General features: G+C 58.1%; 23 protein-coding genes. 17 read left to right on the top strand and 6 right to left on the bottom strand.

Features of this window, described 5'->3' with window-relative positions:
* The 8 genes from hmcC (at position 1) to BMZ24_RS00915 (ending at position 6848) form a co-directional block, all read left to right on the top strand.
* On the top strand, positions 1-1170 hold the full coding sequence (hmcC, locus tag BMZ24_RS00950) for a sulfate respiration complex protein HmcC (protein WP_092188354.1): 1170 nt from the start codon (positions 1-3) through the stop codon (positions 1168-1170).
* 13 nt (positions 1171-1183) lie between these two features.
* Complete coding sequence (gene hmcD / locus BMZ24_RS00945; RefSeq protein ID WP_092188352.1) at positions 1184-1333, top strand: sulfate respiration complex protein HmcD; 150 nt, start codon at positions 1184-1186, stop codon at positions 1331-1333.
* A 35-nt stretch (positions 1334-1368) separates the two neighbouring features.
* Entirely contained in the window at positions 1369-2043 is a 675-nt protein-coding gene (gene hmcE, locus BMZ24_RS00940) for a sulfate respiration complex protein HmcE (protein WP_092188350.1), read from the top strand.
* Positions 2044-2060: 17 nt separating this feature from the next.
* Positions 2061-3443 (top strand): sulfate respiration complex iron-sulfur protein HmcF, encoded by a 1383-nt coding sequence (gene hmcF, locus BMZ24_RS00935; protein ID WP_092188348.1) that lies wholly within the window; start codon positions 2061-2063, stop codon positions 3441-3443.
* Positions 3444-3509: 66 nt separating this feature from the next.
* Positions 3510-4430: a universal stress protein gene (locus tag BMZ24_RS00930; protein ID WP_092188346.1), complete on the top strand. Its 921-nt coding sequence runs from the start codon at positions 3510-3512 to the stop codon at positions 4428-4430.
* Between the two features lie 26 nt (positions 4431-4456).
* Entirely contained in the window at positions 4457-4810 is a 354-nt protein-coding gene (gene divK, locus BMZ24_RS00925; RefSeq protein ID WP_092189498.1) for a DVU0259 family response regulator domain-containing protein, read from the top strand.
* A 74-nt stretch (positions 4811-4884) separates the two neighbouring features.
* Positions 4885-6408 carry a hybrid sensor histidine kinase/response regulator gene (locus BMZ24_RS00920; RefSeq protein ID WP_092188344.1) on the top strand — a complete coding sequence of 508 codons (1524 nt, stop codon included), beginning with the start codon at positions 4885-4887 and terminating at the stop codon, positions 6406-6408.
* Positions 6409-6431: 23 nt separating this feature from the next.
* A complete protein-coding gene (locus BMZ24_RS00915; protein ID WP_092188342.1) occupies positions 6432-6848 on the top strand; it encodes an RrF2 family transcriptional regulator in 417 nt (138 codons plus the stop codon).
* 68 nt (positions 6849-6916) lie between these two features.
* On the opposite strand, the gene BMZ24_RS00910 is transcribed toward BMZ24_RS00915, so the two are convergent.
* The 3 genes from BMZ24_RS00910 to nth all read right to left on the bottom strand — a co-directional run bounded on the left by BMZ24_RS00910 (position 6917) and on the right by nth (position 9677).
* The gene (locus BMZ24_RS00910) at positions 6917-7498 is read right to left on the bottom strand and encodes a nitroreductase family protein (protein WP_092188341.1); all 582 of its coding nucleotides are present in this window, start codon (positions 7496-7498) and stop codon (positions 6917-6919) included.
* A 383-nt stretch (positions 7499-7881) separates the two neighbouring features.
* Positions 7882-8994: a tRNA guanosine(34) transglycosylase Tgt gene (gene tgt, locus BMZ24_RS00905; protein WP_092188339.1), complete on the bottom strand. Its 1113-nt coding sequence runs from the start codon at positions 8992-8994 to the stop codon at positions 7882-7884.
* A 2-nt stretch (positions 8995-8996) separates the two neighbouring features.
* Positions 8997-9677: an endonuclease III gene (nth, locus tag BMZ24_RS00900; protein ID WP_092188338.1), complete on the bottom strand. Its 681-nt coding sequence runs from the start codon at positions 9675-9677 to the stop codon at positions 8997-8999.
* A gap of 92 nt (positions 9678-9769) precedes the next feature.
* On the opposite strand from nth, the gene cutA reads away from it, so the two are divergent.
* The 9 genes from cutA to pal all read left to right on the top strand — a co-directional run bounded on the left by cutA (position 9770) and on the right by pal (position 16819).
* On the top strand, positions 9770-10099 hold the full coding sequence (gene cutA, locus BMZ24_RS00895; RefSeq protein ID WP_092188336.1) for a divalent-cation tolerance protein CutA: 330 nt from the start codon (positions 9770-9772) through the stop codon (positions 10097-10099).
* Between the two features lie 77 nt (positions 10100-10176).
* Positions 10177-11511, top strand: coding sequence for a tRNA (N6-isopentenyl adenosine(37)-C2)-methylthiotransferase MiaB (miaB, locus tag BMZ24_RS00890; protein WP_092188335.1), 1335 nt, complete (start codon positions 10177-10179; stop codon positions 11509-11511).
* Positions 11505-11999 (top strand): bifunctional nuclease family protein, encoded by a 495-nt coding sequence (locus BMZ24_RS00885; RefSeq protein ID WP_092188333.1) that lies wholly within the window; start codon positions 11505-11507, stop codon positions 11997-11999. The genes miaB and BMZ24_RS00885 overlap by 7 nt, the downstream gene beginning before the upstream one ends.
* 7 nt (positions 12000-12006) lie before the next feature.
* The gene (locus tag BMZ24_RS00880; protein ID WP_092188331.1) at positions 12007-12660 is read left to right on the top strand and encodes a histidinol phosphate phosphatase domain-containing protein; all 654 of its coding nucleotides are present in this window, start codon (positions 12007-12009) and stop codon (positions 12658-12660) included.
* A 55-nt stretch (positions 12661-12715) separates the two neighbouring features.
* On the top strand, positions 12716-13507 hold the full coding sequence (locus BMZ24_RS00875; protein ID WP_092188330.1) for a MotA/TolQ/ExbB proton channel family protein: 792 nt from the start codon (positions 12716-12718) through the stop codon (positions 13505-13507).
* Between the two features lie 3 nt (positions 13508-13510).
* The gene (locus tag BMZ24_RS00870) at positions 13511-13921 is read left to right on the top strand and encodes an ExbD/TolR family protein (RefSeq protein WP_015772810.1); all 411 of its coding nucleotides are present in this window, start codon (positions 13511-13513) and stop codon (positions 13919-13921) included.
* Between the two features lie 14 nt (positions 13922-13935).
* A complete protein-coding gene (tolA, locus tag BMZ24_RS00865) occupies positions 13936-14907 on the top strand; it encodes a cell envelope integrity protein TolA (protein ID WP_092188328.1) in 972 nt (323 codons plus the stop codon).
* A gap of 13 nt (positions 14908-14920) precedes the next feature.
* Complete coding sequence (locus tag BMZ24_RS00860) at positions 14921-16240, top strand: PD40 domain-containing protein (RefSeq protein WP_092188326.1); 1320 nt, start codon at positions 14921-14923, stop codon at positions 16238-16240.
* A 39-nt stretch (positions 16241-16279) separates the two neighbouring features.
* On the top strand, positions 16280-16819 hold the full coding sequence (pal, locus tag BMZ24_RS00855; RefSeq protein WP_092188324.1) for a peptidoglycan-associated lipoprotein Pal: 540 nt from the start codon (positions 16280-16282) through the stop codon (positions 16817-16819).
* A gap of 248 nt (positions 16820-17067) precedes the next feature.
* Here pal and mdoH read toward each other — a convergent pair whose 3' ends face one another.
* The 3 genes from mdoH to BMZ24_RS00840 all read right to left on the bottom strand — a co-directional run bounded on the left by mdoH (position 17068) and on the right by BMZ24_RS00840 (position 21333).
* Positions 17068-19164: a glucans biosynthesis glucosyltransferase MdoH gene (gene mdoH / locus BMZ24_RS00850; protein WP_092188322.1), complete on the bottom strand. Its 2097-nt coding sequence runs from the start codon at positions 19162-19164 to the stop codon at positions 17068-17070.
* A gap of 112 nt (positions 19165-19276) precedes the next feature.
* Complete coding sequence (locus BMZ24_RS00845) at positions 19277-19744, bottom strand: hypothetical protein (protein WP_143077805.1); 468 nt, start codon at positions 19742-19744, stop codon at positions 19277-19279.
* Positions 19745-19770: 26 nt separating this feature from the next.
* Entirely contained in the window at positions 19771-21333 is a 1563-nt protein-coding gene (locus tag BMZ24_RS00840; protein WP_092188318.1) for an OpgD/OpgG family glucan biosynthesis protein, read from the bottom strand.
* Positions 21334-21396: the final 63 nt, after the last annotated feature.

The following is a 21396-nucleotide window of genomic DNA, read 5'->3' as shown; positions in this document are numbered from 1 at the left end:
ATGTCTCACCACACCACACCAAACAAGACATTCTGGACTCCGGCGAATATACTGACCGCCGTCATCCTGGCCGTCGGCCTGGCTCTGACAGTGAAGAGATTCACCATGGGCATCGGGTCGGTGACCAACCTGACCGACGACAATCCCTGGGGCATCTGGATCGGATTCGACCTGCTCTGCGGCGTCGCCCTGGCCGCCGGCGGATACACGACCTCCGCCGCCGTGTATCTCTTCGGCATGAAGAAATACCATTCCGCGGTGCGCCCGGCCATCACCACCGCATTTCTGGGCTACGCATTCGTCGTCTTCGCCCTGCTCTACGACCTGGGCCGCTATTACCGGTTGCCCTATCCGCTGACCATCTATCCCGGTCCCACTTCCTTCCTTTTCGAGGTAGGTCTGTGTGTGGCCCTGTATCTTACTGTCCTGGCCATCGAATTCTCGCCCGCGCTGTGGGAAACCCTGCGCTGGAAGAAGCTTCGGTTCTGGGCGCATAGCCTGACCCTGGTGCTGACCATCTTCGGCGTTGTCCTGTCCACCCTGCACCAGTCTTCGCTGGGCGGACTGTACTTGCTCGCGCCTTCCAAGCTGCACCCGCTGTGGTATTCGCCCTATCTGACGCTCTTCTTCTTCCTGTCGAGCATCCCGGCCGGCCTTTCCATGGTCATTTTCGAAGGTGGGCTGTCGCACAAGTTCCTGCATCACAAGATGGACGAGACTCACATCAAGGAAGCCCCTGGCGTGACTCTGGGTTTTGCCAAGGCCGCAGCCGTGGTCCTCTTCGCCTACTTCAACCTGAAGTGGATCGGCGTGGCACTGGACAACAACTGGCACCATCTCGCAACGGGCTGGGGCACCTGGTTCCTGGTCGAAATGTTCGGTTTCGTACTCGTTCCCTGCATGATGTACGCGGTCGCGGCGCGTGAAAAGAACCAGAAGCTGGCCTTCTATGCGTCCATCGTCACCGTGCTGGGCATTGTGCTCAACAGGCTCAATATCTCGTTGGTGGCCTTCAACTGGCAGCTTCCGTCCGAGTTACGTTATGTCCCTTCCTGGGAAGAGATCATGATCACCGTATTCATCGTCACCCTTGAAATCACCGTGTTGCGGATCTGCCTGAACAAGCTGCCGATCCTGCATGAACACCCTGAATTCAAGGGCGCGCACTAAAGGAGGCGGAAAAATGGAATTCATGACGCTTCATGACTTCATGTTCTGGACCAAAGGCATGGCCTATGTGGGTATGGGCGTTGGTCTGGTGGCATTCGTGGCCTTCTGGCTGTTCGTGTCCGAGAGGGACGTGGACAAGTTCGCTGACACGGAAGAAGAATAGGCTCGGGCCTTATCCGACCAATGAAGGAGTAATCTATGTATGAGATATTGACTGGTCCGCTGCTCTGGATTGCCTTTGCGGTATTCTTTGTCGGCTTGGCCGCCCGGGTGGTGATGTATTTCATGGGTCTCGACTGGAGACTGGACCGTGTGGCCTACAAACCGCACATGGGCTACGGCCTCAAGGGCGCTTTCCGGTCCGTTTATCGCTGGCTGTTGCCTTTCGGGACGTACAGCTGGAGAGCCAAGCCCATCTTTACGATCATGTTCTTCGCCTTTCACATCGGCCTTGTCATCGTGCCCCTGTTCCTGGAAGGACACGCGGTCATGATCAGAAACGGCCTTGGGATCGATTGGCCGGCAATGCCGCAACTGCTCGCGGATGTTCTGGCCATTGCGGCCTTTCTGGCCGGCCTTGGTATCGCCGTGCGCCGTCTGCTTCTGCCGGAAGTGCGCATCCTGACCGACATCAAGGATATCATGCTGCTGGTGCTGATTCTGACCCTGCTGGGCTCCGGCATCATCGCCACCTACCATACCGCAAACTATTCGTTCTGGATCACCCTGCACGTGCTCTGCGGCGTGATTGTGCTGCTGGCCGCTCCCTTCACCAAGCTGTCTCACATTGCGCTCTTTTTCTGTACGCGCATTCAGATCGGCATGGATTTCGGGATCAAGCGCGGCGGAATGAAGTCCAATTTTGACTGGTAAGCCAAGAGGAATACGATATGCCCGAAGGTACAATTTGTAATAAGAGACCCGTTGCCACCCGAGAGGACCTCGACGCCCTCTTGGCGGACAGCAACGGCAAGAAATACTATGCGGAAATGGAACAGTTGGATGTGGATGCCGAGAAGCTCTGGGCGACCATCCAGAAGACCATGAAGTCACGAACCAAAACCTGGCTGGATATCTGCGCCCATTGCGGGCTCTGTGCCGACAGCTGCTTTCTGTACAGCGTGAACGGGCGTGACCCCAAGCAGGTCCCCTCGTACAAGATTCAGTCCACCCTTGGCGAAATCGTCAAGAAGAAGGGCAACGTGACCAACGAATTCATGCGCATGTGCATGGATACGGCCTGGTCCAAGTGCACCTGCTGCAACCGTTGCGGATCCTTTTGCCCCTACGGCATCGACATGGGCGTCATGTTCGGCTACCTGCGCGGACTGCTGCACTCCCAGGGTTTCGTGCCGTGGGAACTCAAGATCGGTTCCGGCATGCATCGCCTCTTCCGCGCCCAGATGGACGTCACCGTCGAGGAGTTCGTGGATACCTGCGAATGGATGGTGGACGAAGCGCTGGAGGAATGGCCTTGTCTGGAGATTCCGGTGGACAAGGAAGATGCCGACATCGTCTACATGATCAACGCCCGCGAGGCCAAGCATTACCCTGAAGACATAGTCGAGGCGGCCATCCTGTTTCACGTGGCCGGTGAGAATTGGACCATGCCCTCCGAGGGCTGGGAGATGACCAGCCTCTCCATGTTCGCCGGTGACTGGGAAGCCTGCAAGATGCAGGTTGAAACCGTTTACGGCGCCATGGAGCGCCTGCGTCCCAAACGCATGGTCGCGACCGAATGCGGTCACGCCTATCGCGCCACGGTCATCGAAGGTCCGTACTGGGCCGGACGGCCGGATGGACAACCGCCCGTGGAGTGCCTGCACTACGTCGAGTGGGTGGCCGAAGCTCTCGAAACAGGCAAGCTCAAGATCGATCCGGCCAAGAGGATAAAAGAGCCCGTCACGCTGCAGGATTCCTGCAACTATGTGCGTAATGCGGGACTGCGTGACTGCGGTCGAATCATCATGAAGCATATCGCGGAAGACTTCCGCGAGATGTCCCCCAACAAGGAGCACAACTATTGTTGTGGCGGTGGTGGCGGGTTCAATGGTATCGGACGCTATCGGAAACAGCGCAACGTCGCGCTGAAGATGAAGCGTGAGCAGATTCTGGCCACGGGAGCGAAGTTCGTTATCGCCCCCTGCCACAACTGTTGGGATGCCATCCGAGATCTGGAAGAGGAGTTCGAGATCGGCATTCGCTGGAGCTTCCTGAAGCCGCTTCTGATCAAGATGCTGGTTGTTCCGGAGCATCTCTTGCCGCAGGAATAAGTCTGTCCAGACAACGGCATGCCGCCATGAAAGGCGGCATGCCGCAAACAGAACGGGAGTTGACATATGTTTACAAAGATTCTGTTCGCCACCTCCGGCTCTCCCTGTTGTGATGCCGCAGCGCGTGTCGCGTTCGATTTGGCAGCGCGTTATAATGCCAAGCTTTTTGTCCATCATGTGCTGGGCGTGCCCAGTCGTGGCTTCAGTCAGGTCGTTGTCGACGTGCGAACCGGCGAAAAGGTGGAGTTGGACGAGGATTATACATTGTGGGTCAAGGATGAACTGGCCAATACCTATGACCGTCAAATGAAGAGCGGGGTCGATTGCGAGATCGAGACCGCCGTAGGCATTCCGCATCGCGAGGTGCTGCGCAAGGCTCGTCAGGAAGACGTGGATCTGATCGTCATGGGTGCGAGCACCACCGGGTGCGAAGCCGATGCCGATGCCTATCAGCGTCACTTCGCCGGCTCCACCCTGCAGCGTGTGGCCAAGGCCTCCAAGGCTCCGGTCCTGGTAGTCAACCGTCCCGTGGCCTCTTTTTGGGGTGGTTTCACCAATATCGTCTTTGGCGCGGACTTTTCCAAGGCGTCCGAGCATGCTTTCAAGTTCGCTCTCAACACGGCCAAGGAACTGGATGCCAAGCTGCACGTTTTCCATGCCATCGACATCGGTTCCACACACAGTCTCATTTCCCAGAAGCAGCTTGATGACCAGATGATCGAGGCCAGGGACCGGATGCGTCGCAAGTATCTCATCCAGACCGGAGATTTCAAGAATGTAACGGCCGACATCTGGGAAGGCATCCCGTATGTAGAAATCGTCAAGTATGCCAGAGAGAAGCAGGCCGACCTGATCGTCATGGCGCATCATTCCAAGGATGTCGGCGACGAGGATTCCGCGTTTGGACATACCCTGGAGCAGGTGTTGCTGCGCGCCACCTGTCCCGTTGCTTCGGTCAATCGTCCGGATAAAATTCAAACTGTGTAACGTGTAATCATGATTGGGGGTGTATGATGGGCAAGAAGATTCTGATCATTGATGACGATCCCAACATCGTCACGTATCTGGAAGACATTTTTCAGGACGCAGGCTACGCCACCTGCAAGGCTGCCGACGGAGCCGATGCCTTGGCCGTGGTCAAGGCTGAGAAGCCCGATTTGATCACTTTGGATCTTGAGATGCCAAAGGAATGGGGTCCGCGTTTTTACCGTGAATTGAGTCAGGACGAGGAATGCAGCAACATCCCCGTGATCGTCATCAGCGGTCTTTCCGGGAACAAATACGCAATTCAGAAGGCCGTGGCTTCCTTTACCAAGCCTTTCGATCGCGAAGATCTCCTGAAGGTCATCAAGGAAACGATTGGTTAGCCGCAACTCAAACTTGAAAAACCCTTGCCCGGGCGCCTAGGTGAAACGTGCAAGGGTTTTTTGTGGCAAAACATATGCATGACATCGTAATTTCCGAATCCATCGTGATCATAACCCAGGATCCTGAACACGGCAGGGTCCTGGCGCATATCTTGAGCGAATACGGCTATCAGTCATCCAACTGCGATTATGACGACGCTCTTGTCACCGTGGGCCTGGTTCGACCGCGTCTGGCGGTTATGGGGATCTGCGACTGCCGGCTCGGGCAGGAACTGCTGAGGCGGCTTCGCGCCGGTTATCCTGAAGTGCGCATCATCGTCCTGGTTCCCGAAGGCGAATACGAGTTGGGCCTGGATTTTCTGGCCGATGGAGCTTCGGATTTCCTCTACAAACCGGTGTCGGAGAGGGCCCTGCGCGTCAGCCTGGACCGGGCTCTGACTTTTCTGGACCTTCAGCAGGAAAACGGGATCCTGAAGGAAAAGGGCAAGATCCTCGAATCAAGTCATCAGCTTTGTCGTCAGCTTTTCGATGAAGTCCCCTGTTACATCTCGGTCCAGAACAGGGACCGCCGCATAGTGAGGGCCAACAGGCAATTCAAGCTTGATTTCGGCTCCTGCCTTGGCGAGCGCTGCTATGAGATCTACAAGCATCGCACCCATCCCTGCCCGCAGTGCCCCGTGGAGGAAACCTTTCGTGACGGCATGGTGCATCAGACCGAAGAAGTCGTCACCACGCGTGGCGGTCAGCAGAAGGTAGTGCTGACCCTGACCGCACCCTTGCGCGACGAGAAGGGTGAGATTCATGAAGTCATGGAACTTGCAACGGACATTACGCAGATCCGCGAACTGCAGGACCGCCTGACTTCACTCGGACTTTTCATCGGTTCCATCTCGCATGGCGTGCGCGGTATGCTGACTGCTCTCGACGGCGGGCTGTACCGGCTGGAAAAGGGTATCCAGAACCAGGACCTGGAGCTCGTGACCAACGGCGCCGAGCGTGTCAAGCTGATGATCTCCCGGATTCGCAATTCCGTTCTGGAGATGCTTTATTATTCCAAGGACAGGGATCTCAACATCCAACTCATTGACGTTCAGAGCTTCGGCGACGGGGTGGCCAATTTCGTCGAACCCAAGGCCACCAAGCACGATGTCCGTTTTCAAAAGGAATTTCACGGCCAGCTGGGGCGTTTTGAAATTGATCCGGAAGTCATCTCCGCCGGTCTGGTCAACATTCTCGAGAATGCGGTGGACGCGTGCATCGAGGATGAAGGCAAGGATCGGCACATTGTCTCCTTCCTGATCGAGGGCGGCAAGGACAGCGTTTCGTTCGTCATTAGAGACAACGGCCCGGGAATGGATCGTTCCACGCAGGAAAAAATGTTTTCCTTGTTTTTCTCTTCCAAGGGTAGCAAGGGGACGGGGCTTGGGCTTTATATAGCAAATGATGTCGTTCATCAGCATGGCGGACAGATCCACGTCGATTCGACGCCGGGTGAGGGAACCGAATTCCGGGTGGTTTTGCCCAGAAAGCATGTACGAGCGGAAAATCGGGTGAATGGTGGCCAGAATGAGTCCGGAAAATCCGGAGGCGACGGCTAGATCTTGAAAATTTGGAGGACCGCATGCGCTTGACCACGCGAAGCCGGTATGGAACTCGACTGCTGCTCGATATTGCCTTGAATCAGGACAAGGGTTGGGTCAACACGACAGACATCGCCAGGCGGCAGAATATTTCTCAGAAATATATTGAAAAATTGATCACGGGGCTTCGGCGTGGGGGGCTCATCGAGAGCAAACGCGGTCCTTTTGGCGGGCACAAGCTGGCCAAGCCCGCCATGGACGTCACGGTCGGCGACGTGGTCCGCGCCCTGGAAGAGAAAGTGGCCCTGACCCAGTGCGCCGAGGGGGAGCCAATTTGCGGGGAATGTTCCCTGGCGGGCGAATGCGTGACGCAGTTCGTCTGGATAGAAGCCAGCAACGTGCTCATGCAGACCCTTGATTCCTATCGACTTGGAGAGCTGATTTCCCGCAAGGGGTAGGATGCGTCGTTGAGCGGAGTTCATGGCCGCAAGCCTTTCCATTTCGGAGGGCTTGCGGCTTTTTTTTGTCATTTTTCTGTTTTTTGCAGAACAAGCTCGTCGCGACTGCGTTTGGGAACGTAATGCACCCCTGCTTCGTCCCGGTAATACTTGACCGACCCGTCCGCGGGCATGTCCACGATGCGCACGTCTTCGGCGGGTTTTCCAAGGGCCAGCACCAGACTGATTTCAAGCTCCGGCGGCAGGGATAAATGCGCGCGCAGCCTGTCGCGGTCGATTGCCCCGATCATGCATCCGCCAAATCCCTTTTCCACAGCGCCCAGCATCATGGTCTGGGCCATGATGCCCAGGTCGAATTTGGCGAAATCCCAGTCCTTGGCCGTGTTGAGCATGACGATATAGGCCGAGGGCCGTTCCGACGGCGCGGGACCGTCCCAATCCTTCAGGTAGGCGGCCCATTTCAGACAGTCGAAGATGGCTTCGTTGTCCTGAGGCGAGTTGCACAAAATGAAGCGCAGGGGCTGCTTGTTGGCTGCGGAAGGGCATATCCCGGCCAGGTCGACGAGTTCCTCCAGGGTGGCCATGGGGATGGCGACGGAGTTGTCGAATCTGCGGTAGCTGCGACTTTTGAGGGTCAGATCCTTGAGCATGTGGGCCTCCTTGTTGGGATGTAAGATAATCTGGAATGGCGGTTAGGTGTAAAGCGGCGGGTCGGTCCGGGGGCATGGCCGGGCCGGAACTCCCTCGTCGGCCTCGTAGAGCCGCATCATTGCGTGCATGAATCTTCTACGGCGCTTCGGGCGGGGGAGCAATGATGCGGCAAACGATGCCTGGCTCGGTCAGACAGCCGACCCGGCCATGCCCCCGGACCGACCCGCCTTGGATTTTGTCCGGAGGGGCATGTATTTTCGCTGCGTTTGTACCCACCGCAAAAATGTTGCGATGGAACCTGAACGTCATTCCCGCGCAGGCGGGAATCCATTTTTTAAGTGCGGATTCCCGTCTCCTGGAAGCGGACTATTTGCCGTGACGCCTACGTGTCGTAGATATTCTCGAAGCGCGCCTTGTAGGCCTGAAATGTGCCTTCCTCGATGGCCTTTCTGGCATCCGTGACCACGGTCAGGAAAAATGCCAGGTTGTGGATGGTGTTGAGGCGATATGACAAAATTTCCTGGGCCTGATAAAGGTGACGCAGATAGGCCTTGCTGAAGTTTCGGCAGGTGTAGCAGGAGCATTCGGGGTCAAGGGGGCTGTCGTCTTCGGTGTACTGGGCCCGCTTGATGTTGACCTTGCCCTGCGATGTGAACAGGGTCCCGTTGCGGGCGTTGCGGGTGGGCATGACGCAATCGAACATGTCGATGCCGGCGTCGATGCCGCGCACTATGTCCAGCGGAGTGCCCACGCCCATGAGGTAGCGGGGCTTGTCTGCCGGCAGGAGCGGGGCGCTGTGGTAGAGAATGTCCATCATCTCGGCCTTGGATTCCCCTACGCTCAGGCCTCCCAGCGCGTAGCCGTCGAAGGGGATGTCCAGGAGCTGACGGATGCTCTCTTCCCGCAGGTCCTTGAAGAATCCGCCCTGACCGATGCCGAAGAGAAGCTGGTCCCCGCTGCCCTGCGGATAGGCGGCGCGGCAGCGCGCGGCCCAGCGGGTGGTCAGGCCCAATGATTTCTTGGTGTATTCGTGATCCGCGCCGTAGGGCACGCATTCATCGAGCACCATCATGATGTCCGAACCCAGGTTTTTCTGGATGGAGACGACCTTCTCGGGAGTGAATACGTGCTTGGAACCGTCGATGTGCGAGGAGAAGGTCACCCCGTCCTCGCTCAGCTTGCGTAGCCCCGAGAGGCTGAAGACCTGGAATCCGCCGGAGTCGGTCAGGATGGGGCGGTCCCAGTTCATGAATTTGTGCAGTCCGCCCCGGCGGGCGATCATCTCGTCATTGGGCCGCAGGTACAGATGATAGGTGTTGCCGAGGATGATGCGCGCGCCGAGGTCTTTCAAATCCTGGGGGCAGACCGCCTTGACCGTGCCCTGGGTGCCCACGGGCATGAAGATGGGAGTGGGAATGACGCCGTGGGCGGTGTGCAGTTCCCCTGCGCGGGCCTTGCCGTCCGTATTGTGTATGCTGAATTTTCCGATGTGCATGTTCACGCTTTGTGTTTCGTTGTGGGTGAAGCGGAGCGGGAGGTGACTCCGGTCCGCGGGCAAAGGTCGGCGAGTTCGCAGGCTTCGCAGTTTGGCTTGCGGGCGGTGCAGACCTCCCGGCCGAACAGGACGAGATAATGGTTTACCGCGCCCCAGCTGTCCTGCGGGAAAAGTTTGAGCAGGTCCTGTTCGACCTTGTCCGGGTTGGTTTGCCGGGTCAACCCGAGGCGAAAGCTGATCCGTTTGACATGGGTGTCCACGGCGATGCCCGCGTGCACGCCGAAGGCGTTGGACAGGACGACGTTGGCCGTCTTGCGGGCGACACCGGCCAGGGTCAGCATCTCTTCCATGGTGCGCGGCACCTGGCCGCCGAATTCCGTCACGATGCGCACTGCCGAGGCGTGCAGGTTCTTGGCCTTGTTGCGGAAAAAGCCGGTGGAGCGGATGACGCCCTCGATCTGCGCGGGGTCGGCCTTGGCCATCTGTTCCACGGTTTTCCAGGTGGCAAAGAGACCGGGCGTGACCATGTTGACCCGCGCGTCCGTGCACTGGGCCGACAGGATCGTGGCCACGAGCAGCTCCCACGGGGTGGACCAGGAAAGCTCGGTCCGGGGCGCGGGATAGCGCCGGGCCAGCCGCTCGCGAACGGCTCGGGCGCGTGCGGTGATGGATGAAACTCTCATGCGATGCTCCCAGATGCGGACGGGTCTGAAGACGCCGAGCCTTGCCTGACAGTTTTTTTTCGCAACCTCAAGTTTTTTGCATGGAGGCAAGAATGGAACAGATTCTGGTTTACATGACCTTCCCGGAGGAGAAGACGGCCACGCGGATAGGGCGCGCCCTGCTCGAACAGCGTCTGGTCGCCTGCGTGAACATCCTGCCGCGGGTGGAATCCATGTACTGGTGGGAAGACGAAATTCAGCACGAGACCGAGGTGGCTGCGCTGGCCAAAACCGACTCGGCCCTGTTCGAACCGCTCAAGGCTTGCGTTCTGGGCCTGCATCCTTATGAAGTACCTTGTATCGTGGCAGTGGCCCTGGACCAAGGACACACGCCCTTTTTGCAATGGATCGACGAGCAGACCCGTGACCGTTCGCAGAAATGACCCCAAAATCAGTTGACTGGGTCAAAAAAACGTTCATAGCAATGCGCAACGCATAATTGAGGAGGCTACCCTTTTTCGTGAGGTTTCACATACTGACTTTCGGTTGCCAGATGAATGTGGCTGATGCCGACTGGTTGACCCAATCCCTGGTCTCCAGAGGCTGGACAGAGGCGTCTGAAGCAGACGCTCAAATTTTCGTGGTCACCACGTGCAGCGTGCGGGAAAAGCCCGAGCAGAAAGTGTACTCCCTGCTCGGCCGCCTGAAGAGCTACACTGATCGGAACCCGGAGGCTTTCGTGGCCGTTGGCGGCTGCGTGGCCCAGCAGATCGGCGAGGAATTCTGGAATCGCTTTCCATTCGTCCGTCTGGTTTTCGGAACCGACGGAACCGCCATGGTGCCCCAGGCCCTGGAGCGTCTGGTCGCGGACCCGGCACTGCGCATAAGCCTGCTGGATTTCCTGGACCATTACCCCGAACGCGAACAGCCCGAAGGCGGCACGGTACAGGCTCAGGCCTTCGTGAACATCATGCAGGGGTGCGACAATTTCTGCACCTACTGCATCGTGCCCTTCACCAGAGGACGGCAGAAGTCGCGCGGCTCGGACGCCGTCGTGGCCGAATGCGAAGCCTTGGTGCGGCGTGGCGCCCGCGAGCTGACCCTGTTGGGGCAGAACGTGAACAGCTACGGCCAGGACAAGCATGGCGATGGAACATCCTTTGCTTCCCTGCTGGAGCGGATTTCCGCCATTCCGGGTCTCATGCGTCTGAAATTCACGACATCGCACCCCAAGGACATCGCCCCCGAGGTCGTAACCGCTTTCGGCAAGCTGCCCAATCTTTGCCCCCAGCTGCATCTGCCCGTGCAGTCGGGGTCCGACGCGGTTCTCAAGGCCATGGGGCGCAAATACACCAAGGCGCGCTATCTGGACACGATCCGGGAGCTGCGCCGGGTTTGCCCGCAGATTACCCTGACCACCGACATCATTGTCGGATTCCCGGGGGAGACTCTTCAGGATTTTGAAGATACCCTGGAACTCATGCGCGAAGTGCGGTATGAGTCGAGCTTCTCCTTCAAATACTCGGACCGGCCCGGGGTGCGGGCCGAGAAGATGGACTTCAAGGTTCCCGAAGAGGAGAAGTCGCGACGCCTGGCGGTATTGCAGGAAATGCAGGACCGGATCACCGTCGAGGAGTTGGCCGCGCAGGTGGGGGCGGAAGCCGAGGTGTTGGTCGAAGGGCCGAGCAAGATGCAGGACAGTGAACATATTTTTTGGAGAGGCCGTGACGGGGGCGGACGGATTGTCAATTTCTCATCGCCCATACCTTGCCTGACAGGCAGAATGGTTCGCGTGCGCATCGTGGACGCGAAGAAACACTCCCTCGTGGGAGAGATTCGAGGTGAACCGTGGTAGACATGATAGTTTTCGGACTGGCATTGGACGAGGATTCGCAGATGCCGATCCTCATTTTAAAGGATACTTCGGAAGATATCATTTTTCCCATCTGGATCGGCGCCATGGAGGCCATGTCCATTTCCATGGCCCTGAACAAGGTCGCCGTGCCGAGGCCCATGACGCATGATCTGATCCTGGGCATACTGGAAAAGATGGAAACGCGGCTTGTCGCGGTGGAGATCATCTCCATCCACGAAGGTACGTATTATGCCGAACTTGTGCTGCAAGGCGAGACCGGCGAACGTCGCGTCGATTGCCGCCCCTCGGACTCCATCGCATTGGCACTCAGAGCCCAGGTGCCCATCCGTGTCTCGGAGGAAGTCATCGCTCTGAACAAGACCCTGCAGAAAGGCGCTTTTCAGGAGGTTGTCACGGGCGAGGACAGCGACAAGTGGACGGATATCCTTTCCAAGTACAGCCTGGACGATCTCAAGTACAAGATGTGACGCGCCCGTGATCGATCTGCACACCCATTCGAGCTTCAGCGACGGGGAGCTGGTCCCGGCCGAGCTGGCTCGCCGGGCCAAGGTGGCCGGGTATCGGGCGCTGGCCATCACCGATCACGCCGACGCCTCCAACATGGACTTCGTGCTGCCGCGTGTGGCCGCCATGGCGAAGGAGTATTCCATCTACATGGATATCGTCATCGTGGCCGGGGTCGAGCTGACGCACGTACCGCCCGCTCTCATGGAGCAGGAGGTGCGGCGCGCCCGCGCCCTGGGCGCGGGAATTGTCGTGGTTCATGGAGAGACCATCGTCGAGCCGGTGGAGACTGGCACGAATCTCGCTGCCATTGAGGCCGGGGTTGACGTGCTGGCCCATCCCGGACTGATTACGGCGGAAGAGGTCCGGCTCGCGGCGGAAAAGGGCGTGCTGCTCGAAATCACGACCCGGGCCGGACACGGATACACCAACGGACATGTCCTGGCCCTGGCCCGTGCGCATGGCGCCAGGATGGTGGTCAACAACGACGCCCATGCTCCACGCGATCTGGTCTGCGCGGAGTTGCGCCGCAAGATCGCCCTTGGGTGCGGCATGACCCCCGAAGAGTATCGGCAGGCGGACGGGGATGCCTGGGCTCTTGTGTCCCGGAGTCTTTACCTGTAGTGAACCAAGAATTTGTTGTGCCCTGTTAAATCTCGTAGTGTAAAAGGTGACAGATATGGACGCAGTAGCTCAGACGGGCGTTGTTGAGCAGATGAATGTTACGCAGCCGATTGATTCCATTCAATCCCTGGGAGCCGCCACTCAGCTTGGCGGCATGTCGCAGATGGGTTTCTGGGACATGATTTCCAATGCGACCGTGGTTGTGCAGGGCGTCATGGGCCTACTGGCCATCATGTCGCTCATCAGTTGGTCGATCATTTTCTTCAAGATAATTCAGATCAATGTCGGACGGCGCAAGGCCCTGCGCGAGCGTGCGCTATTCCAGAACGCCACCAACCTGGCCGACGGTGTGCAGACCCTGCGTGAGCAGGGCAACTCGGCCCTGTATCCCATCGCCAAGCGGGGGCTGCAGGAATTTCGTCGTCTGGAGCAATCCGTGATTCATCCCAACCTGAAGTTCCGCGTCGCCGGCGACAATTTGCGCCGGGTGCTCGAACAGGGGGTGAGCGAGGGGCTTGGGGAGATGTCCCGGTCCTTGTCGTTTTTGGCGACATGCGCCAATGCGGCCCCGTTCATCGGGCTTTTCGGCACAGTCTGGGGCATCATGAACTCATTTCACGCCATCGGCCAAATGAAGACGGCGGCGCTGGCCGCAGTCGCGCCCGGCATCTCCGAGGCTCTGGTGGCCACCGCCATCGGTCTGGCCGTGGCCATTCCGGCGACCATCGCCTACAATACCTTTCTGGGCATGATCACCACCGTGCATACGGAGATGGAGTGCTTCGCCAGCGAATTTCTGAATCGCGCCCAGCTTGAACTCCCATGGATGAACAAGCGGAGTGAATAAATCATGCAGGTAAATTCGGGAAAAGGCTTTCTGGCGGAGATCAACGTCACGCCCTTTGTGGACGTCATGCTGGTGCTGCTCATCATTTTCATGGTGACGGCGCCCATGCTGACACAGGGCGTCGAAGTCGACCTGCCTGAGACAAAAGCGGTCGAGACCCTGCCCGAGGACAGCGACACCGTGGTGTTGCACGTGCTCAAGGACGGGACCATCAAGCTCGACAAGTATGAGGTCAAGGTCGACGAACTCGGTAATTATCTCAAGAGAATGGAATTTGAGAAAGGAAAACTGCTCTATCTGCAGGCCGACAAGGATGTCGCATACGGCGTGGTCGTCAAGGTGATGGCGGAAGTCAGGGCTGCAGGCGTGCAAAAGCTTGGAGTCGTCGCGGAACCTGAGGAAGAGAACCCCTAGGATAAGGCGTTTAAGTGTTTAATTCGCTGCGTCATTTGAGTTGGGTTTTCTCCATTGTGCTGCATTTGATAGTGCTGCTCGGCGGAGCCTATGTGTCCACGGACACCCACATAAAACTTAATCTGAACAAAAGAATGTACGAGGTCGACCTGGTCGGTCCTCCGAACAAGGGCAAGCCCGGCGCCAAGAGCGCGCCAAAAAAGGCTGACGAGAAGGAAGCGAGCCCTCAAAAGCCCGTTCCCAAGGATGCCAAGGCGGTCAAGGCTCCGGATGAGCCGAAAAAACCGGACAAGAAGGCTGCGCCAAGCGAAACGGCCAAGGCGATTCCCTCGGACACGGTGAACGCCACCAAGGTGGCCGAGGCCAAGCCCGAGGAACCGAAAAAGCCTGAGCCCAAGAAGGAAGCTCCCAAGAAGGAAGAGCCCAAAAAGGAAGAACCCAAGAAGACCGCCAAGGAAGAGCCGAAAAGCGAACCCAAGGTCGAAAAGAAGCCTACCAAGGAAGAAATTCTGGCGCAGGCTCTGGGCGATGCGACCAAGGTCGCCAAGTCTTCTTCCTCAAGCGGCACGGAAGGTGCGGCCAAGGGTAACAAGAGTGGTTCCAAGGACGCCTTGGCGGACGCCCTGGCCGATCTTGGACGGGAAGTCTCGGGGCGCGGCACGCGCGGGGACGGAACGGCCGAGGATGGGGACGGCGAAGGGGTTTCCTCCGGCAGCCTGGATCAATTCTACGCCACGCAGGTCGTGCGGGCCATCCGCCAGAATTGGAGATTCCCCAGGTTGTCGAATGTTGTGCTGGCCACAACGGTGGAACTCAAAGTGAACAAGGGCGGAGAAATTCTTGGAGCGCGCATGTTGAACGGATCCGGACGATCCGATTTTGACGCGTCGGTAATGCGCGCCATCGAGGACACCAAGAAGTTGCCTCCATTGCCGGAAACTCTGGATGCGACTTTGGTCATAACTTTTTATAATACGGAAAATTGAGCAGGAGACTGCCTTGATCAAAAAATTCCTTCTCATTCTGCTAGCGCTGTTCGTTTTCTCCGGTCCCGTGCTGGCCGCCGGAGTGCTGAACATCGACATCTATGGACCGGGTCAGTCCCGGGTGAATCTTTTCGTGGCCGAGGCCCTGTCCAAGGACGGGGCTGGTCCGGTGGGAGGCATCCCCGAAAACGCTCCGGCGGAATTGCAGCAGCGCATCCATGCCAACTGCGCCTTCCTGCCTTTTTTTAACATGCTTTCCGGCAAGGATATCGTCGGCGGTCCCAATCCGGGCGGCTATGTCGCGCAGAACATTGACTTCAACAAGTTTCAGCTCTCGCGTACGGACGTGCTGGTCACTGCTGCCTGGGCCCCGCGTCCCGGCGGAGTCGGAGAAGTGGAGCTGCGTGCCTACGAGGTCTACACCGGCCGCCTGATTGTGGGCAAAGGTTACGGCGTGGCCAACAAGCAGCAGATTCCCGAGGTGGCCGCCCGCTTTTGCGCGGACCTCATGGAAGCGCTGACCGGGCAGGGGGATTTTTTCCGCTCGAACATCGCCTTCATCAAGAAGGAAGGGCAGCGCAAACAGGTCTACATGGCCACGGCCCAGGGCCTCAATCTGCAAAAAATCACCAACCTCGATGGCATTGCCGTCAGTCCCGCCTGGTCTCACGACGGGCAAAAGCTGGTCTTTGTCTTTCTGGACAAGAAATATCACAATCTGTGCGTCTGGGATCGACAGACCAGATCCCTGGAGAAAAAGAGACTTCCCGGAAACACGCTGATAGCGCCGGCCTTCACCAAGGCCGGAAACGTGGCGATCAGTCTTGATATGCGCGGTAACCCGGATATTTATGAACTCAATTCCGAGTACAAGGTCGTGCGCGCCCTGGAAGAAAACTGGGGCATAGACATCGGACCGGATTTTGATCGGGCCGGCGAAAAAATGGTATTTGTTTCCAACAGGTTGGGAAATCCACATGTGTTCTTGAAAAATCTGGTGAATGGTACTAGCAAGCGCATCTCCCTGACCGGAAAATACAACACCGGCCCAAGCATCAGTCCCGATGGTTCCCAGGTTGTTTTTGCCCAGATGGTGAACGGTAAACATAAGTTATTTTTGGTGGATTTGGCTTCCGGGCGCGAGCGCCAGTTGACATTTGGCCCCGGTAGTGATGAAGATCCCACTTGGTCTCCCGATGGTTATTTCATAGCTTTTGCTTCAACCAGATCCGGTCCGAGCAAGATCTATCTGACCACCAAGCATGGAGACGAACCAATCTTGATTCCAACCGGACCTGGGGAAGCAACTTCTCCGGCCTGGGGGAAATTATAATGGCAGAGGCGTGTTTTTTTTTCGTTAATGGAGGAAGTTATGAAGAAGTTAGGCGTTTTTGGATTGATCGTTTTGGTTTTTTGTTTGGCCATGGCTGGCGGTTGCTCCAAAAAAGTGAGCTCCACCCCTGCCGGCGCGACCGCTGCTGGTGCTGGAGACGGTTCCGGTGCTCAGGGTGGCTTGACGGCGGAGCAGCTCGAAGCGCAGCGCCTTGCTGAACTGCAGCGTCAGGCTATCGAAAAGATCGGTGCAGACAAGATTTATTTTGCTTTTGATTCCAATGAGTTGACTCAGGAATCCCGCCAGGTTTTGACGGAGAAGGCCGAGCTGTTGAAGGCCAATCCGGCATTGTCCCTGCTGATCGAAGGACATTGCGACGAACGCGGAACCAACGAGTACAACTTGGCTCTTGGCGAACGCAGAGCCCGTGCTGCCTATGAGTTTCTCGTTCTTTTGGGAATTGATTCGTCCAAGCTGCAGATCATCAGCTACGGCGAAGAATACCCCGCTGTTCAGGGTTCCAACGAGGAAGCCTGGTCCAAGAACAGACGCGATGAATTCAAGGCCAGCGCCAACTAGTTAAAAAAGATTCCAAAAGGAGGGAGCAATCCCATCCTTTTTTCAAGCCCCGCTCACGCGGGGCTTTTTTTGGGCCTTATGACGACCAGGGCAGGATGGGGTGCAAGACTGAAGAACTTGCCCGGCGCAGAGTAGGCGCCATGGAAAAAGAATAGGCCCTATAGGACTTATGGGACCTATAGGACCTATGAAATAACGTGGTCAGCTGAAGAGTTGTTTTGTGGCTTCTGTGTTTTCTTGCCTTCGAATCAATCCAGCCTGACTTTCCAGCGTCTTTCCAGCTCGTCCTGAGGCAGTTCCCAGATGTGTTCGTGGAGCCTTTTCATGCGTCGCGCGTCGTACAGCAGTTCCTTCTTTTCCTTTTTGCAAAGGGCCTGAGGGCCGTTGTCCATGGCTTTTTCAAGGATGGCGTCGCGGCGTCCCTCTATCTCGGGTGCCAGGGTGCGGGGGCCGCGCAGCAGGGTGCGGTGCAGGGTGTTGACGCCCGGGATCACGGCCGCTCTCAGGAAACCTTCCTCGGCTGGAATGCCGAAGCCGGATCTGTCTTCGGCGATGCTCTGCATGTAGCGTTCAATGTCCTCGTACTCGCGCGGGAGACGGACTTCTTCCGGCGTCTTGAAGATCCGCATGGCGCGGAAAAAACGGCCCAGTTCGGCGCGGCTGGTGAGCATGGACACCGGTATGGAGAGCAAGAGGGAGAAGACCAGGGGCGAACTCCACCAGAAAAAGACCCGGTTGATCTGAAACATGGTCGCACCCCAGATGAGGCCCAGTAGCGTGCCGCCGCCGTGAAAGCGCAGTGCGTCCCAGAAGCGTGTGCCTTCGTCGTCGCGCTGCTGTGTGCCCCAGCCTATGCCCATGCCCATGAGGGTCAAAAAGACGTACTTGCTGTGAAAGAGCATGCGCACCGGGGCGAGCAGCGTGGACAGCACCACTTCCGTCAGGATGCTGCCGCACAGGGCGAAGAATCCTCCGAACTGTTTGCGGCGTCCCTTGATCAGGGCCAGGAGCAGGGCGCAGACCTTGGGCAGGAAAAGGATGACGCCTGTCGCGGCCAGCAGGGTCAGGGCCGGCATCGGGTCCCAGACAGGCCAGACGGGAAAGAGGGACTTGGCCGGGGTGAAATAGTCGGGCTGGATCACAGCCTCGGAGATAGCTTCGGCTGTGGCCAGTGCCAGAAACAGGAACCAGAGCAGGGCCGAGCCGTAGGCCATGACTCCGTTCAGAAACAGGGCGCGGTGGCCGGGAAAGATGCCGCGGGTGAAGACCAGCCGCAGATGCTGCAGGTTGCCCTGGCACCAGCGGCGGTCGCGTTTGAGCTCGGTCAGCAGGTTGGGTGGGACTTCCTCGTAGCTGCCTTCCAGATCGTAGGCCAGCCAGACGGAGTATCCCGCGCGGCGCATGAGGGCTGATTCCACGAAGTCATGGGACAGGATGTCGCCGCCGAGCGGCGGCTTGCCCGGCAAGCGCGAAAGGGCGCAATGCTTGATGAATGGCTTGACCCTGATGATGGCGTTGTGGCCCCAGAACTGTGCGTCTCCCAGGAACCAGTGATGCAGTCCTGCCGCGTACATGGGCCCGTAGGCCCGATTGGCGAACTGCTGGGCGCGGGCGATGAGGGTCTCGCGCCCCGTGCAGGCCGGAGCGGTCTGCAGGATACCGACGTTCCGCCTGCGTTCCATGATGCGCACCATGCGGATGAGTGTTTCCCCGGACATGACGGAGTCGGCGTCAAAGACGATCATGTAGGTGTAATGGGCCCCGTGGCGACGGCAGAAATCGGCGACGTTGCCGCTTTTGCGCTTCAGGTTGATGCGGCGGCGACGGTAGAAGATGTGCCCATGCGCACCGAGATCTTCGCACAGCCTGTTCCAGGCCGCCTCTTCCTGCACCCAGCGGTCGGGATCGTTTGAGTCGCTCAGGATGTGAATGTCGAACCTGTCCGCCGCGCCGAGTCTGACCAGGGATCGCCAGACGGCCTGGATGCCGGCCATGATCCGTTCCGGATCCTCGTTGCAGACTGGGAAGAGGATGGCGGTTTTGACGTGCGCGCGGATGGGCGCGTCGAGTTCCCCGCGTGAGCGCGTCACGGCGAAGCGGTCGTCTTTCTTGAGCAGGGTCCAGAATCCGGCCAGGGCGGTCCAGAATCCGAGCGAGATCCAGATGAAGAGCACGCAGTAGACAAAAATGATGCTCGCTTCGAGGTAGGTGGTGCCGCGATGCGGGAGCAGCGATCCCATGACGCTTGCGGCAACCAGGGCCGGAGTCAGGACCAGGATGAGGAGTAGGAGTCTGCGGCGGCTGGCGATCTTGCGCCAGGGTTCGTTCAAGAATTCTCGTTTCATGAATTTCCTTGATGAGGCGGCCGGGCCATGGGGAGAAGCATGGACGGCAATATGAAAGTCCGGGCAATTCGCCAGACTGGTATTTTAAAGGTCCTGTATGTCTGTCCCGGCGTTACGGCAGACTTGCGTCGAGAACATGGAGTCCCGCGAGCAGGAGCGCGTACATCAGGATATCGATCAGGCGCGAGTTGAAAAAGTACGCGGTCATGTTCCAAAGAGGCCGGCCAAGGCGCAGGAACACTCGCACCCACGGCCGTCTGTCCATCTCTTCGGGTTTCATGTGCACGCGTTGCACAGGAGGGCCGGGCACCACGAAAAGAGGGACCGGCTGCTCGGCGAGGAGTTCCCGCAGGATGGTCATGGCCCTGGCTTCGGCCTGCGACGGATTGTTGCCGGGATCTTCGGCCAGCGTTGTCAGCGTTTTCAGGGCCAGCTCGTGACGGCTTCTCTCCGGCAGCGGCAGATGCCTCAGATAAGCCGCGACCCGTCTTCCGGCTGCTTCCAGCCGGGTCTCGAGAATCGTGGCCGCCGTTTCCACTGGCGGGCTGTAGAGGCCTGCAATGCAGTCATCGTGCGGCAAAGGGGGCTCCGGGTGTTTGTTTTTCATCAGAGCTTTATGGCGTAGGTCCATGTTTCGGTTAGCGGAGTTACGCCGTGTTGCAGGATTGCCCGCATTTCTATGCTTGGCCTCTTGTCCGGCAGAACCATGGAGAGGGCCGAGGTCGAGTCGGGTTCGATTTCAAATACCAGACGCCAGCTGTCGGTGACAGGATTTTTGTAAACGCGTTTTTCCAGGAGCTTGCCGCCCATGCCGACCCAGACATTGGCGTCAAGGGCCGCGTCATCCGGGAGGTCCTCAAGCTTGCCTCCCTGGAACTCAAGCACGAACAGTCTGGAATTGGGCTTTTTGCCCTTTCCGGTGCGCGTGAAAATGACCTGACCCTCCGGAGATGCCACGCGTTTGGGCGGCGCCCAGCGCATCCTGTAATCAAAGGCGATGGCCTGTCCCGGCTGCGGATTTGTTTCCGGCGTCCAGAAGGTGACGATGTTGTCATGAATCTCTTCCGGAGAAGGAATCTGCACCAGATGCAGCTTTCCAGGCCCCCAGTCACCCTTGGGTTCGATCCAGGCACTGGGCCTGGCCTCGTACTTGGCTTCGAGGTCGAGGTAGTTTGCGTACTCCGTGTCGCGCTGCATGAGTCCCATGCCGCGGATGTTGGGCGCGCTGAAGACATTGACGGACAGGGACTTGGGATTTTGCAGCGGCCGCCAGATCCATTCCCCGTTTTCAAGGGCTGCCATGAGGCCGTCGGAGTCATGCACTTCGGGCCTGAAGTCGTCGCTCACGCGAGGATTGGAGTTTTCTCCGAAGATGAACATGCTGGTCAGGGGTGCGATACCCAGCTTTGTCACGGGTTCACGCAGGAAAAGTATGGACTCGACGTCGAGCACGGTTTCCGCTCCCGTCGTGGTCTCGAAACGATAGGCGCCGGTTACGCTGCGTGAATCCAGCAGGGCATAGATGACGAGGGACTTGTCTTTCTTGCCCGGCTTCACGATCCAGAATTCCTTGAAAAAAGGGAATTCCTCGCCCGAGGGCTCCGCCGTGTCGATGGCCAGGCCACGGGCGGACAGACCATAGTTCTGTCCCTTGCCAACGGCCCTGAAATAGCTGGCCCCGAGAAAGACCAGGAATTCATCCAGATAGTTCTTGGTGTTGATGGCCGTGTGGACGCGAAATCCCGCGTAGCCCATTTCCGCCGGAATTTGGGCGGCGAAAACGTTTTTCCCGTAATCGAAGGCTTCGGTGTCGAAGGCCAGACGGGTGGGAACATTCTTTTCCACCACGTTGATGGCCACCGTCCGGTCGTAAAACAGGCCCGGGTGAAAGAATTGCAGTTCAAAGGGCAACTTCTCTTTTCGCCACAGACTTTTCTCCGGGACAAAGCGGATGTCCCGCCATTGGTCGTACGAGATGGTTTTTAAAACCTGGGGCACCTGGCCCGCGTTGTCTTCGTAAGGTTTGCCCGCGAGCTCTTGCGCCATGGCCGCGACATCCTGCAGGCCGAAGCCGGGGGCTTGGGGCTGGGTTTGGGCCTGGGCCTGGACGGTGGAAAAGAAGAGGAAGAGTCCGGCCACAAGGCCGCACAATCCGTTATGTCTGAACATGCTTGGTTCTCCTGCTGGGAAATGTTGCCCACGATTGGATGGGGCAATTTCGGTATTTCCACT

The organism is Desulfomicrobium norvegicum, from assembly GCF_900114595.1.
Lineage (GTDB): Bacteria > Desulfobacterota > Desulfovibrionia > Desulfovibrionales > Desulfomicrobiaceae > Desulfomicrobium > Desulfomicrobium macestii.
Note: the sequence above shows the minus strand (reverse complement) of the source record. Positions and strands in the feature narration are given on the sequence as shown.

Coding starts and splice junctions, on each gene's coding strand:
- mdoH (WP_092188322.1), bottom strand. CDS start 19,164: ATGAAACGAGAATTCTTGAACGAACCCTGGCGCAAGATCGCCAGCCGC.
- BMZ24_RS00915 (WP_092188342.1), top strand. CDS start 6,432: ATGCGCTTGACCACGCGAAGCCGGTATGGAACTCGACTGCTGCTCGAT.
- BMZ24_RS00870 (WP_015772810.1), top strand. CDS start 13,511: ATGCAGGTAAATTCGGGAAAAGGCTTTCTGGCGGAGATCAACGTCACG.
- hmcF (WP_092188348.1), top strand. CDS start 2,061: ATGCCCGAAGGTACAATTTGTAATAAGAGACCCGTTGCCACCCGAGAG.
- BMZ24_RS00910 (WP_092188341.1), bottom strand. CDS start 7,498: ATGCTCAAGGATCTGACCCTCAAAAGTCGCAGCTACCGCAGATTCGAC.
- nth (WP_092188338.1), bottom strand. CDS start 9,677: ATGAGAGTTTCATCCATCACCGCACGCGCCCGAGCCGTTCGCGAGCGG.
- hmcE (WP_092188350.1), top strand. CDS start 1,369: ATGTATGAGATATTGACTGGTCCGCTGCTCTGGATTGCCTTTGCGGTA.
- pal (WP_092188324.1), top strand. CDS start 16,280: ATGAAGAAGTTAGGCGTTTTTGGATTGATCGTTTTGGTTTTTTGTTTG.
- cutA (WP_092188336.1), top strand. CDS start 9,770: ATGGAACAGATTCTGGTTTACATGACCTTCCCGGAGGAGAAGACGGCC.
- hmcD (WP_092188352.1), top strand. CDS start 1,184: ATGGAATTCATGACGCTTCATGACTTCATGTTCTGGACCAAAGGCATG.
- BMZ24_RS00840 (WP_092188318.1), bottom strand. CDS start 21,333: ATGTTCAGACATAACGGATTGTGCGGCCTTGTGGCCGGACTCTTCCTC.
- hmcC (WP_092188354.1), top strand. CDS start 1: ATGTCTCACCACACCACACCAAACAAGACATTCTGGACTCCGGCGAAT.
- BMZ24_RS00930 (WP_092188346.1), top strand. CDS start 3,510: ATGTTTACAAAGATTCTGTTCGCCACCTCCGGCTCTCCCTGTTGTGAT.
- BMZ24_RS00920 (WP_092188344.1), top strand. CDS start 4,885: ATGCATGACATCGTAATTTCCGAATCCATCGTGATCATAACCCAGGAT.
- divK (WP_092189498.1), top strand. CDS start 4,457: ATGGGCAAGAAGATTCTGATCATTGATGACGATCCCAACATCGTCACG.
- BMZ24_RS00875 (WP_092188330.1), top strand. CDS start 12,716: ATGGACGCAGTAGCTCAGACGGGCGTTGTTGAGCAGATGAATGTTACG.
- tgt (WP_092188339.1), bottom strand. CDS start 8,994: ATGCACATCGGAAAATTCAGCATACACAATACGGACGGCAAGGCCCGC.